15 protein-coding genes are annotated in these 11,997 nt (G+C 69.3%); 2 read left to right on the top strand and 13 right to left on the bottom strand.

Translation table 11 applies throughout. The features are described from left to right. Window positions 1–95: 95 nt before the first annotated feature. The 13 genes from ptsP to KOD61_RS04085 form a co-directional block, all read right to left on the bottom strand. Entirely contained in the window at window positions 96–1,817 is a 1,722-nt protein-coding gene (gene ptsP / locus KOD61_RS04025; RefSeq protein WP_215219771.1) for a phosphoenolpyruvate--protein phosphotransferase, read from the bottom strand. 6 nt (window positions 1,818–1,823) lie between these two features. Then, window positions 1,824–2,093, bottom strand: coding sequence for an HPr family phosphocarrier protein (locus KOD61_RS04030; RefSeq protein ID WP_215219772.1), 270 nt, complete (start codon window positions 2,091–2,093; stop codon window positions 1,824–1,826). Between the two features lie 95 nt (window positions 2,094–2,188). Beyond that, window positions 2,189–2,581, bottom strand: coding sequence for a PTS sugar transporter subunit IIA (locus tag KOD61_RS04035; RefSeq protein WP_215219773.1), 393 nt, complete (start codon window positions 2,579–2,581; stop codon window positions 2,189–2,191). 63 nt (window positions 2,582–2,644) lie between these two features. Then, the gene (gene rapZ, locus KOD61_RS04040) at window positions 2,645–3,526 is read right to left on the bottom strand and encodes an RNase adapter RapZ (RefSeq protein ID WP_215219774.1); all 882 of its coding nucleotides are present in this window, start codon (window positions 3,524–3,526) and stop codon (window positions 2,645–2,647) included. A gap of 1 nt (window position 3,527) precedes the next feature. After that, the gene (hprK, locus tag KOD61_RS04045) at window positions 3,528–4,493 is read right to left on the bottom strand and encodes an HPr(Ser) kinase/phosphatase (RefSeq protein WP_215219775.1); all 966 of its coding nucleotides are present in this window, start codon (window positions 4,491–4,493) and stop codon (window positions 3,528–3,530) included. A 7-nt stretch (window positions 4,494–4,500) separates the two neighbouring features. After that, the gene (locus tag KOD61_RS04050) at window positions 4,501–4,977 is read right to left on the bottom strand and encodes a PTS sugar transporter subunit IIA (RefSeq protein WP_215219776.1); all 477 of its coding nucleotides are present in this window, start codon (window positions 4,975–4,977) and stop codon (window positions 4,501–4,503) included. 2 nt (window positions 4,978–4,979) lie between these two features. Continuing rightward, a complete protein-coding gene (hpf, locus tag KOD61_RS04055) occupies window positions 4,980–5,306 on the bottom strand; it encodes a ribosome hibernation-promoting factor, HPF/YfiA family (protein ID WP_215219777.1) in 327 nt (108 codons plus the stop codon). 66 nt (window positions 5,307–5,372) lie between these two features. Further along, the gene (locus KOD61_RS04060) at window positions 5,373–6,803 is read right to left on the bottom strand and encodes an RNA polymerase factor sigma-54 (RefSeq protein WP_215219778.1); all 1,431 of its coding nucleotides are present in this window, start codon (window positions 6,801–6,803) and stop codon (window positions 5,373–5,375) included. Between the two features lie 83 nt (window positions 6,804–6,886). Next, window positions 6,887–7,606: an LPS export ABC transporter ATP-binding protein gene (lptB, locus tag KOD61_RS04065; RefSeq protein WP_215219779.1), complete on the bottom strand. Its 720-nt coding sequence runs from the start codon at window positions 7,604–7,606 to the stop codon at window positions 6,887–6,889. After that, window positions 7,606–8,175, bottom strand: coding sequence for a lipopolysaccharide transport periplasmic protein LptA (gene lptA / locus KOD61_RS04070; RefSeq protein WP_215219780.1), 570 nt, complete (start codon window positions 8,173–8,175; stop codon window positions 7,606–7,608). The genes lptB and lptA overlap by 1 nt, the downstream gene beginning before the upstream one ends. After that, entirely contained in the window at window positions 8,165–8,725 is a 561-nt protein-coding gene (gene lptC, locus KOD61_RS04075) for an LPS export ABC transporter periplasmic protein LptC (protein WP_215219781.1), read from the bottom strand. The genes lptA and lptC overlap by 11 nt, the downstream gene beginning before the upstream one ends. After that, a complete protein-coding gene (locus tag KOD61_RS04080) occupies window positions 8,722–9,303 on the bottom strand; it encodes a KdsC family phosphatase (RefSeq protein WP_215219782.1) in 582 nt (193 codons plus the stop codon). The genes lptC and KOD61_RS04080 overlap by 4 nt, the downstream gene beginning before the upstream one ends. Window positions 9,304–9,355: 52 nt before the next feature. Next, window positions 9,356–10,360, bottom strand: coding sequence for a KpsF/GutQ family sugar-phosphate isomerase (locus KOD61_RS04085; protein WP_215219783.1), 1,005 nt, complete (start codon window positions 10,358–10,360; stop codon window positions 9,356–9,358). Between the two features lie 85 nt (window positions 10,361–10,445). Here KOD61_RS04085 and KOD61_RS04090 point away from each other — a divergent pair, with 85 nt between their 5' ends. Continuing rightward, the gene (locus KOD61_RS04090; protein WP_215219784.1) at window positions 10,446–10,682 is read left to right on the top strand and encodes a BolA family protein; all 237 of its coding nucleotides are present in this window, start codon (window positions 10,446–10,448) and stop codon (window positions 10,680–10,682) included. 5 nt (window positions 10,683–10,687) lie between these two features. Next, the gene (murA, locus tag KOD61_RS04095) at window positions 10,688–11,944 is read left to right on the top strand and encodes a UDP-N-acetylglucosamine 1-carboxyvinyltransferase (RefSeq protein WP_215219785.1); all 1,257 of its coding nucleotides are present in this window, start codon (window positions 10,688–10,690) and stop codon (window positions 11,942–11,944) included. The last annotated feature ends 53 nt before the right edge of the window (window positions 11,945–11,997 follow it).

Consider the following 11,997-nt stretch of genomic DNA (forward strand, 5'->3'; position numbering starts at 1 on the left):
GTAGGGCCGCAGCCGTGGTGACGGATGCGACCGGCGTCAGGTGTTCATCGCGGCATTATCGCCATTGCCGCGTGCCGTGCACAGCGCGGGGTGGGTCAATGTCCGCGCTGGGCGTCGATCCAGCGTTCGATCTCGACCCGCTCGCGTGCGCGCAGCAACGCCGGGGCATTGGCGCGCAGGCGGTCCAGGTCGCAGTTGCGGATGGTCCGGCGCACCTCCAGCAGGGTGGTCGGATGCAGGCTGAACTGCTCCAGCCCAAGCGCCAGCAGCATCGGCGCCAGCCGCGCATCGCCGGCGATTTCCCCGCACACCGCGATCGGGCGGTTGCGCGACTTGGCCATCCGGATCAGGTCGCGCAGCATCCGGATGACCGCCGGGTGCAGCGGCGTGTAGAGCTCGCCGAGTGCGTCGTTGTTGCGGTCGGCCGCGAGCAGGTACTGGATCAGGTCGTTGGTGCCGATCGACAGGAAATCGACCCCGCCGATGAAGGTTGGCAGTGCGAGCGCGGCGGCCGGGATCTCGATCATTGCCCCGAGCGCGACATAGTCGGCGATCTCGTGGCCTTCGCTGCGCAGGTCGCGGGCGATGCGCATCATGTGTGCGCGCATCGTGCGGACCTCCTCGCGGCCGCTGATCATCGGCAGCAGGATCCGCAGCGGCCCGTAGCCGGAGGCGCGCAGCAGGGCGCGCAGTTGGGTTTCGAGCAGGGCGGGGCGGGCCAGCGACAGCCGCACGCCGCGCAGGCCCAGCGCCGGGTTGGGTTCGTCGCGCAGCGCCAGGCCGGTCCGGTCGGCCTTGTCGGCGCCCAGGTCCAGCATCCGGATCGTCACCGGACGCCCGCTCATGCCCAGGATCACGTCACGGTACGCGTGGAACTGCTCGTTCTCGTCGGGCAGCTCCATGCGCTGCAGGAACAGGAATTCGGTGCGGTACAGGCCGATGCCGGTGGCGCCCAGCGCGTGCGCCTCGGCCACGTCCTCGCGCGACTCGGCGTTGGCGAACAGGTCGATTTCGGTGCCGTCGCGGGTCTGGTTGGGCTCGCGCCGCATCCGGTTGAGCTCGCGCAGCTCGCGGGCGTAGACGCGCTCGCGGTCGCGGTGCCGGCGCAGGTCGTCCGGGGCCGGTTCGAGCACCACCCAGCCGGTGCCCCCGTCCACCACCAGCGCATCGCCATCGTTGACCCGCTGCAGGATCCCCGCCGCGCCGACGACCAGCGGCAGGTGCAGGCTGCGCGCCAGGATGGCGCTGTGCGAGAGCATGCTGCCGGCGCTGGTGACGATCGCCACCACGCCCTGCGCCTGCAGTTGGGCGAGTTCGGCCGGGGCGACGTTGTCGGTGACCAGGATCTCGCCGGCCATGCCCGCCATGACGTTGTCGCGCCGGTGCAGCGCCGCGTGGATGCGGCCGATGACCTGGTCGACGTCGTCGACCCGGCTCTGGAAGTAGGGGTCGTCCATCGACTCGAACACCGCGGCGATGCGGTCGCGTTGCTTGCGTAGCGCGTAGTCGGCGCTGTAACGGCCGTTGCGGATCAGGCCGTCCAGGCCCTGCAGCAGTTCCGGGTCGTCGAGCAGCAGGGCGTGCAGGTCGAGGAACTCGCCGACCTCGTGCATCAGCGCGCCGTGCAGGCGTTCGCGCAGCGCGTGCATCTCCGCGCGGACCTTGGCGATGGCCTCGTGCAGGCGCGCCAGCTCGGGCTCGACCGCCTCGGCGGGGATGCGCTCCTCCACCACATCCAGCACATGCGGCAGGCGCACACGCGCCCGCCCGAGCGCGCTGCCGCGCGATGCTCCCAGACCGGTGAATTCCTGCCGCACGCGCGGTTACTGGTCTTCGTCGAAGCGGCGCTCGAACAGAGCCGTGACGGCGTCGGCCGCCACCGCTTCGTCCTCGCCGTCGACCCGCAGCTTTACCGGCGTGCCCTGGCCAGCGGCCAGCAGCATCACGCCCATGATGCTCTTGGCATTGACCTCGCGGCCCTTGGCGATCAGCGTGACGTTGCAGCGGTACGGCGACAGCAATTGCACCAGCTTCGCGGTGGCCCGGGCATGCAGCCCCAGGCGGTTGGTTACGGTCAATTCTCGTTCGATCATGGCGTTGTTCCTTTGGCCTCGGGCTATGGCCTGGCTTCCTGCCACCCCGGGGGAGGCGGATCAGGTTCCGTCAACGCCGCTGAAGACGCTCCCTGTCAGGCGTCGTCCATCAGCACGCCGTTGCGTGCGCCGGCGGCCGCAACCGCCGGCAGTTCGTCGAGCGTGAGCTCGGCGTAGTTCATGACTCTCAGCAGCATGGGCAGGCTCAACGCCGAAACCCGTTTGACCGGTGTGCCGAGCCGGGCCACCTTGGCCGCCAGGTTGCTGGGCGTCGCGCCGTACAGGTCCGTCAGGACCAGCACGCCATCGCCGCTGTCCACCCGCCGCAGTGCCGCGCTGGCCTGCGGCAGCAGCGCGTCGGGGTCGCCATCGAACGACACTTCCAGCGCCTCGCAACGCAGCGGCAGCGACCTCAGCAGCCGGGTGGCGACCGCGAGGGTCGCGCTGCCGATGCCCGGATGGGTGATGAGGAGGACGCCGATGGCCATTGCAGGAAGTTAACAGACCGCTGTCGGAGGCGGGAAGCGGGGAGCCCGGCCCGCCACGTATTTTCAGTCCAGTTCGCGGTGGTGGACAGCCACTTCGTCCCAGCCGTGTTCGCGCGCGTGGGCGGCCAGGCGTTCGGCGAGATAGACCGAGCGGTGACGGCCCCCGGTGCATCCGAATGCGACGGTGATGTAGCTGCGGGTGGAGTCGGCCCGCATACGCGGCAGCCAGGTATCCAGGAAACGGGTGACCTCGGTCGCGTACGCGTCCGCTTCCGGCTGGGCATCCAGGTGTTCCGCAACGGCGGCGTCGCGGCCCGACAACGGGCGCAGCACCGGGTCCCAGTGGGGATTGGGCAGGCAGCGGGCGTCGAAGACGAAGTCCGCGTCGGCGGGTACGCCGCGGCGGTAGGCGAACGATTCGAACAACAGCGAGACGGTGCTGTCGTCGCCCAGGCCGAACTCGGTGATCACCCGGCGGCGCATCTGGTGCACGTTGAGGTCGCTGGTGTCGAGCACGATGTCGGCCAGCTGCCGCATCGGCTTGAGCACCTGCCGCTCCAGCGCGATGGCGTCGGCCAGCGCCAGGCCGAGGTTGCTCAGCGGGTGGCGCCGGCGGGTATCGGCGTAGCGCTTGAGCAGCACTTCGTCGCGGCTCTCGAAATAGATCAGGCGTGGGTCCAGCCCCATCTCGCCCACTGCCGACAGCCACGCGGGCAGGTTGCTGAGGTCGCTGTGGCTGTTGCGCACGTCGATACCGACGGCGAGCTTGGCGGACGTGGCGCCGTCGCCGGTGGCGCTGCGCACGAACTGCGGCAGCAACTCGGCCGGCAGGTTGTCGACGCAGTAGTAGCCCAGGTCCTCGAAGGTCTTGAGCGCAACCGACTTGCCCGAGCCGGACATGCCGCTGACGATCACCAGGGTGGCGTTACCGGGGACGATGGCCATGTCAGAAGTCGCCGCGTTCGAGGAAGTTGCTGTGCCGCGCGATGAACGCCGCCGCCGGGTCCATGCCTTTCATCCGCAGGCTGTGCAGCCGGGTCGCAGCCTCGGCCAGCACCGCTAGGTTGCGGCCGGGCATGACCGGCAGGTTGGTCATCGGCACATCGAGGTCGAGCACCCGGCGGACGCTGTTCTCGCCGGTCAGCCGCTCCAGCCCGGTCGGCTCGGCGGCATCGGTGCGCTCGTGGCCCGGACGGGTCAGGTGGATGATCAGGCGCAGGTACTTGTTGGCCTTGACCGCCGTGTCGCCGAACATCTCGCGGATGTTGAGCACGCCCAGCCCGCGGACCTCCAGCAGGTCCTGGATCATCTCGGGACAGGTGCCATCCAGCACGTCGGGCGCGATCTGGGTGAACTCCGGCGCATCGTCGGCGACCAGCCGGTGGCCGCGACTGATCAGCTCCAGCGCGAGCTCGCTCTTGCCGGCACCGGAGTCGCCTGTGATCAGCACGCCGATTGAGTAGATCTCCATGAACACGCCGTGCACCGTCACGCGGGGTGCCAGCGTCCGTGCCAGGTGGTACTGCAGGTAATTGAGCAGCTCGTGCCCGCGGCGGGTGGAACCCCACAACGGTGTCAGTGATTCCTCGGCCGCCTCCATCAGGTCGGCCGGGCAGGTCTGGCCCTTGCTGATGACCAGCGCGAGCGGCCGGAACTGCATGATCTTCTCGATCGTTTCCCAGCGGTGGCGCGAGTCGAGCGAGTCGAGCCACGCAAGCTCCTCGGTCCCGAGGATCTGCACCTTGTTGGGGTAGATCGCGTTGAGGTAGCCGGCGAGGGACGGGCGGCGGGCGACCGTCTCGACCGCCTCGAGGTAGCGGTCGGCCCCGGCCAGCCCCGCGAACCAGCGCAGGTCGAGGCGCTCGCGCTGCCGTTCGAACAGTTCGCCGGCGCTGATGCGGGCGTTGGACATCGGCATCTCAGCGTTCCCCGTTGGCGGCCCGGCGCGAAGGCTCGGCCGGTGCCAGCAGGCAGTCGCGCAGCGCGTCGACATCGGCCGCCTGGCGCAGCGCCTTGCGGAACGCCGGGTCGCCGAAGCGTTCGGCCAGCTCAGCCAGTTGCTGCAGGTGTTCCTGCAGTGCGTGTTCGGGGACGGCCATTGCCAGCACGAGGTCGATCGGCTCGCCATCCGTGGCATTGAAGTCCACCGCCGGGGTCACCCGCAGGAATGCACCGCGGCTGTGCTCCAGCCCCTGCACACGACCGTGCGGGAATGCCACGCCGTGGCCGATCGCCGTGCTGGCAAGCCGCTCGCGCGCATGCAGGCTGTCGCGGATGGTCGACTCATGGTCGACGCCGCCCAGCAGGCGCGCAGCCGCATCGATGACTCCAGCCCGGTCCGTGGGCACGTCGACGATCGCAACGCGCCCCGGACTGAGCCAGTCGTGCAATGGCATGGTCAGCCGAACTCGCCGCTGCGGGCCAGGCCCTCGCCACGGCGGTGGTCGACCTGGCGTTCCTTGTGCTTGACCAGCAACCGGTCCAGCTTGTCGGCCAACAGGTCGATCGCGGCGTACATGTCCACCGCCGCGGCGTCGGCGTGCAGCGTCTTGCCGGCCAGGATGATGGTGGCTTCCGCGCGGTGGTCGGGCTTGTCGAGGCGCAACAGCGTGCGGACCTCGAAGGGCTGGTCGAAGTGGCGTTGCAGGCGCGCCAGCCGGGTTTCAACGTAGTCGCGGAGGGCGGCGGTGACCTCGATCTCCTGGCCGTGGATTTCGATACGCATCGGGGGACTCCTCCTACGTCGCGACTGGGGCCTCAGCATATCGCAGTGGATGGCCGGTTCCCCGTTTCAGGCCATGCGCACGCGGTCCTGTGAAGACGGGATGCTCATCGCCTCGCGGTACTTGGCCACCGTGCGCCGCGCCACCGGCACGCCGGTGGCTTTGAGGGTTTCGGCCAGGCGCGCGTCCGACAGCGGTTTGCGCGGGTTCTCCGCTTCGATCAGGCGCCGGATCATCATCTGGATAGCGGTGCTGGACGCTTCCCCGCCGCCGCCGGTGCCGATGCCGGAGGCGAAGAACGCGCGCAACGGAATGGTGCCGCGCGGGGTGCGCGCGTACTTGCGTGCGATTGCGCGTGAAACCGTGGATTCATGCAGGCCGATGTCGGCGGCGACCTCGCGCAGCGTCAGTGGACGCAGCGCGCCCTCGCCAAACTCGAGGAAGCCGGCCTGTTGCCGCAGCAGGCAGCGGGTGACCTTGAGCAGGGTCTCGCCGCGGGCTTCCAGGCTCTTGAGCAGCCAGCGCGCCTCCTGCAGGTGGCCCTTGAGGTAGCTGGCATCGGCCGCGCTGGCGTGCTGGATCATCCCCTCGTAGCCACGGTGGATGCTGACGCGCGGCCGCATGCTGTCCGACAGCGCGACCCGCCAGATGCCGTGCTGGCGCCAGATCACGACATCCGGAGTGACGTAGGTATCGGTCGAGATGGCGCCCATCTGCGCGCCCGGGCGCGGATCGAGCGAGCGCAGCAGTTGCACCGCCGTCTCGACCTCCTCCAGCGGGAGTTTCATTTCGCTCGCGATACCGGTCGCGCCGATCTTCGGCAGCCGTTCCAGCGGGCCGTCGGCCAGCGTGCAGGCGAGCTCCCGGCCCGGGGTGTCCTCGTCGAGCGTGCGCAGCTGCAGGCGCAGGCATTCGCCCAGGTCGCGCGCACCGACCCCGGCGGGATCGAAGCGCTGGATCTGGCACAACGCGGTCTTGATCTCGTCGTCGCTGGCGTGCAGCTCTTCGCCCAGGGTGCTGGCGATGGAATCGAGCGACTCGCGCAGGTAGCCGTCGTCGTCGATCGACTCGATCAGCGCCACTGCAATCTGCCGGTCGCGCGGCGACAGCGGGCTCAGGTGCAACTGCCACAACAGGTGGTCGTGCAGGGTTTCCGATTCGGCCACCTGTTCGGCCTGCAGGCCATCGTCGTCGGGGTCGGCCGGGCCTGTGCGCTGGTACCACGTGTCGCCGTCGCTGCCGGTCCAGTCAGCCTCGGGCGGCGCGGGAGTGTCGAGCGAGGTGTCGTTTGCGTCCGCGGCACCATCACCGGCGGAGGCGGCCGTGTCACCGGCACTGATCGCCGATTCCGTCCAGTCCAGCAGCGGATTGGATTCCACCGCGGTGGCCAGTTCGGCTTCCAGCTCGGCGGCCGACAACTGCAACAGGCGGATGGCCTGCTGCAACTGCGGCGTCATGACGAGGTGTTGACCGAGGGAGGCTTGGAGGCGGGGCTTCATGATGTGGGACAAACGCGAGCGGGGGTAGGCGACGGCCGCTGCGCTGCATCATGCCGGTGCACGCACCGGACTTGCCCTTGGGGCTACAGGCGGAAGGTTTCGCCCAGATAGACGCGACGTACGTCGGGGTTGGCCAGCAGTGCGTCCGGAGCCCCCTGCGCAAGCACGCTGCCCTCGTTGAGGATATACGCGCGGTCGCAGATTCCCAAGGTTTCGCGGACGTTGTGGTCTGTGATCAGCACGCCGATGCCGCGGTTCTTGAGGTGGCTCACGATTCGCTGGATCTCGCCGACAGAAATCGGGTCGACGCCGGCAAACGGTTCGTCGAGCAGCATCAGGCGTGGTTTGCCGGCAAGCGCGCGGGCGATCTCGACCCGGCGGCGCTCGCCACCCGACAGGCTCGCGCCCTGCTGGTCGGCGACGTGGGTGACCTGCAGTTCGTCCATCAACGAAGCCAGTTCGCGCTCGCGCCCCGCCTTGTCGAGGTCGTCGCGCAGTTCCAGCACGGTCATGATGTTGTCGGCGACGCTGAGCTTGCGGAACACCGATGGTTCCTGCGGCAGGTAGCCGACGCCGTACTTGGAACGCACATACATCGGGTCGCCGGTGATGTCCTTGCCATCGAGCGTGATCTGGCCGGCATCGGCCGGGACCAGCCCGACGATCATGTAGAAGCATGTGGTCTTGCCGGCACCGTTGGGGCCAAGCAGGCCGACGACTTCGCCCGCGTCCAGGGTCAGCCCGAAATCACGGACCACCTCGCGCGAGCGGTAGGTCTTGCGCAGGCCCTGCGCGACCAGCATCAGCCACCCTCCGCCGGGTTCTCGGCGTCGGCAGCGTCGTCGGGCGGGGTCTCCGCGCCGGCGCCCGTCTTGGGCAGGATCCGCATCTTGACCCGGCCGTTGCCTTGGCCGCCGCTGGTGACCTGGCCGGTGGACATGTTGTAGACCACCCGCTCGCCCGCCAGCGAGCCGCGGGGCTGCTGGATATCGACGTTGCCGGTGAACACCACGGTTTCGTTGGAGACGTTGTAGTCGATGCGGCTGGCCACCGCGCTCATCGGCGTGCCGTCGTCCAGCTCCTGCCGGAGCCGTGCCGGGCTGCCGGTCAGCAGCACCCGCGAGATGTTGCCGCTGCGCGTGCTGATCTCGGCGCGCGCGGCTTCCGCGTGCAGGGTGCCCTGGTCGATGGTGACGCCACCCGACAGCACGGTCGGGGTGCTGTCGTCCAGCGTGCCCTGCTGCATGCCGGACTCGATCTCCATGGCCTTGGACCGGTCGGATTTGCGTGCGTCGACCACCGGGCTGGCCAGCACCGCGAGGGCGACCAGCAGCGACGTGAGGGTGACCCTCGGCGGGATGTTATGGGACATAGCGGGAGGTGACCTCGGATTGGAGCGTGTACTGCTTGCTGGCCAGGCTCACTTCGAGACCGACGCCGCGGAGTATAGAGCCGGGCCTGTCAATGGAGACCGCCACGGGCGAGGCCACGCGGTCGGCTTCGGGGAATACGTTCAGCTGCTCGGTGCGCACCACCACCGGCGCGCCGGTGCTGCCATCGCTTTCGGCCTTGACCGCGTCGCGCAGCCGCAATTCGTCGCCGTTGGCACTTACCCAGCCGTGCTCGGCGGTAACCTGCCAGGCATCGCCCGAACCCTCGCGCGGCGGGATCAGGAACAGCGGGGTGACGATCTCCATGGTCTCGTCCGCGGGATCGCGCTCCAGCTTGGGCGCGCGCAGGGTGAACGACTCGTTGCCGTTCGCATCCAGCGCGACCATTTCGAAGTCGTGAAGCACGTAGTCGGAGCGGCCACCGGCGGCGACGGTCCGCTCGACCTGCTCCTCGCGGTCCGACCACAGCGCCCAGCCACTGGCCAGTGCAATGACCAGCAGGACGGCCGACACGATCGTCCGCCAGCTCATGCGGTGCCTTCCACGCGCATGCCCTCGACCCGCGTCACCTCGTCCAGCAGCGCCTCGACCCGGCCCTGCGCGGCCAGCAGCAGGTCACAGAACTCCCGCACCGCGCCAAGCCCGGCCGAAGCCGAGGTGCGCCAGCGCACGCGTTCACGCACCCAGGGATGCGCGCTGGCCGGCGCGGCCGACAGGCCCACCTGCAGCATCACGCGCAGGTCGGGCAAGTCGTCGCCCATGAAGGCCACTTCGTCCATAGAGATCCCCAGGCGCTCGGCGATCTCGCCGACGCGCGCCAGCTTGTCCTTGACCGCCGTGTGCACTTCGGTGATGCCAAGTTCGGCAGCGCGCTGCTCGGCAATCGAGCTGGTGCGCGCGGTGATGAAGGCGACTTCGATGCCCGCCTGGCGCAGCAGCACCATGCCAAGCCCGTCATGCACGTGGAACGCCTTGAGCTCGCGCCCATCGGTGTCGAACAGCAGCCGGCCGTCGGTCAGCGTGCCGTCGACGTCGAAGCACGCCAGGCGCACGCGCGCCGCGCGCTCGCGGACCGGGGCGGGGTAGTCATTGTGATGGTCGTAGGGCACGGCGTCCTGGATCGCTTGTCTGTGTGGAGGCGTGGCGTTGCCGGGCCGCCCGTTAAACCACCCGTGCGCGCAACAGGTCGTGAATGTTGAGGGCACCGACCACGCGCTGTGTGTCGTCGACCACCAGCAGGCCACTGATCTTGTGCGCTTCCATCAGCTGCGCGGCCTCTACGGCCAGCGCGTCCTGGCCGATCGTCCGCGGCGCACGGGTCATGACCTCGGCGATCCGGGTGGTACGCAGGTCGACGTGCTCGTCGTCCAGGCTCCGGCGCAGGTCGCCGTCCGTGTAGAGGCCGAGCAGGCGCCCGTCGTCGTCGACGATCGCGGTCATGCCCAGGCGCTTGTGGCTCATCTCGACCAGCGCTTCGCTGACCGTGGCGTCGGCACCCACGCGCGGCACGTCGTCGCCGCCATGCATGACATCGGCAATGTGCAGCAACAGCTTGCGGCCGAGCGCGCCGGCGGGGTGGGACCGCGCGAAGTCGTCGGCGGTGAACCCGCGCGCCTCCATCAGCGCCACCGCCAGTGCATCGCCCATCGCCAGCGAGGCGGTGGTGCTGGAGGTCGGGGCCAGGTCGATCGGGCAGGCTTCGGCCGGCACGCTCACGTCCAGGTGGACATCGGCCGCACGCGCCAGGCTCGACGCCGGCCGGCCGGTCATCGTGATCAGCGGGTTGCCCTGGCGCTTCAGCACCGGCAGCAGCATCAGCACTTCGTCGCTCTCGCCCGAGTATGAAAGGGCGAGGACGACGTCGGCATCGGTGATCATGCCCAGGTCCCCGTGGCCGGCCTCGCCGGGGTGCACGTAGAACGCCGGGGTGCCGGTGGAGGCCATCGTGGCGGCGATCTTGCGGGCGACATGGCCGGACTTGCCCATGCCCGTGCAGACCACGCGGCCGCGCGCCGCCAGCATCAGCCGGCAAGCCTGGCTGAAGTCGCCGTCGAGTCGGTTGCCGACCGCGGCCAGTGCCTCGGCCTCGAGCTGGAACACGCGGCGACCGCTGGTAGCCAGGGCGGCCGAATCGTGGGTGGGGAGTGCCGTTTCGGGATGTGCCATTTTCCGGGCAGGGGCTTTCCGCTAGGCTGACTGGCTAGTGTAAGCGCAATCGCGCGCTGCCCCGTCCCCCGTGAGCGAACCGTCCGTGAATCCCCAGACCATCCAGACCCTGATCGAGCAAGGCCTTCCAGGCGCCACGGCGCAAGTGCAGGGCGACGACGGGGTGCATTTCGAGGCGACCGTGGTCTGCGAGGCTTTCGCCGGCAAGCTGCCGCTGGCGCGCCACCGCATGGTGTACGCCACGCTCGGCGAGCGCATGGGCGGCGAGATCCACGCGCTGGCGCTGAAGACGCTGACGCCCGCCGAAGCCGGCCGCGGCTGATCGCCATGCAGAAGATCGTGGTCGAAGGTGGCATCCCCCTGTCGGGCGAGGTCCAGATCTCCGGCGCCAAGAACGCGGTGCTGCCGATCCTGTGCGCGACGCTGCTGGCCGACGGACCGGTCGAGATCAGCAACGTGCCCCACCTGCATGACGTGGTCACGACCGCCAAGCTGCTGGCCGAGATCGGTGCCGGCATCAGCATCGACGAGCGATACGGGATCACCGTCGATCCTACTACCGTGCACAGCCAGGTCGCGCCGTACGAACTGGTCCGGACAATGCGTGCCTCGGTGCTGGTGCTCGGTCCGCTGCTCGCCCGCTACGGCCACGCCGAAGTGTCCCTGCCGGGCGGCTGCGCGATCGGCTCGCGCCCGGTCGACCTGCACATCAAGGGGCTGCAGACACTCGGCGCGACGGTCACCGTCGAGAACGGCTTCATCAAGGCGCGTGCCGACCGGCTGCGCGGCGGGCGCCACGTATTCGAGCTGGTCAGCGTCGGCGCCACCGAGAACGTGCTGATGGCCGCGACGCTGGCCGAGGGCACCACCATCCTCGAGAACGCAGCGATGGAGCCGGAGATCGTCGACCTGGCCGAATGCCTGATCGCTCTGGGTGCGCGTATCGAGGGCGCAGGCACGGGACGGATCGTGGTGGAGGGCGTGGAGCGCCTGCACGGCGGCGCGCACTCGGTGGTCCCGGACCGCATCGAGGCCGGGACCTTCCTGGTCGCTGCGGCCATGACCGGCGGCCGCATCACCGCACGCCGGACCCGGCCGGACACGATGAAGGCGGTGCTGGCCAAGCTGGCCGAGGCCGGCGCCGAGCTGGAGTGCGAAGGCGACCGCATTACGCTCGACATGCAGGGACGCCGGCCGAAAGCGGTCAACATCACCACCGCCCCGCACCCGGCGTTCCCGACCGACATGCAGGCGCAGTTCATGGCGATGAACTGCGTGGCCAGCGGCGTCGGCGTGATCAACGAGACGATCTTCGAAAACCGCTTCATGCACGTCAACGAGCTGCTGCGCCTTGGCGCGGACATCCGGGTGGACGGCCACACCGCGGTCGTGCGCGGGGTGGAGCGCCTCAGCGGTGCGCCGGTCATGGCCACCGACCTGCGCGCGTCGGCGTCGCTGATCCTCGCCGGACTGGTCGCGGAAGGACAGACCACGATCGACCGCATCTACCACCTGGACCGCGGCTACGAGAACATCGAAGAGAAGCTCTCCGGGCTCGGCGCGAAGATCCGCCGGATCGACTGACGCCGCCGCGGACGTTGCCAAAAAAAGCCCCGCGTCATGCGGGGCTTTTCATT

The organism is Lysobacter luteus (assembly GCF_907164845.1).
In the GTDB taxonomy this organism is placed as follows: domain Bacteria; phylum Pseudomonadota; class Gammaproteobacteria; order Xanthomonadales; family Xanthomonadaceae; genus Novilysobacter; species Novilysobacter luteus.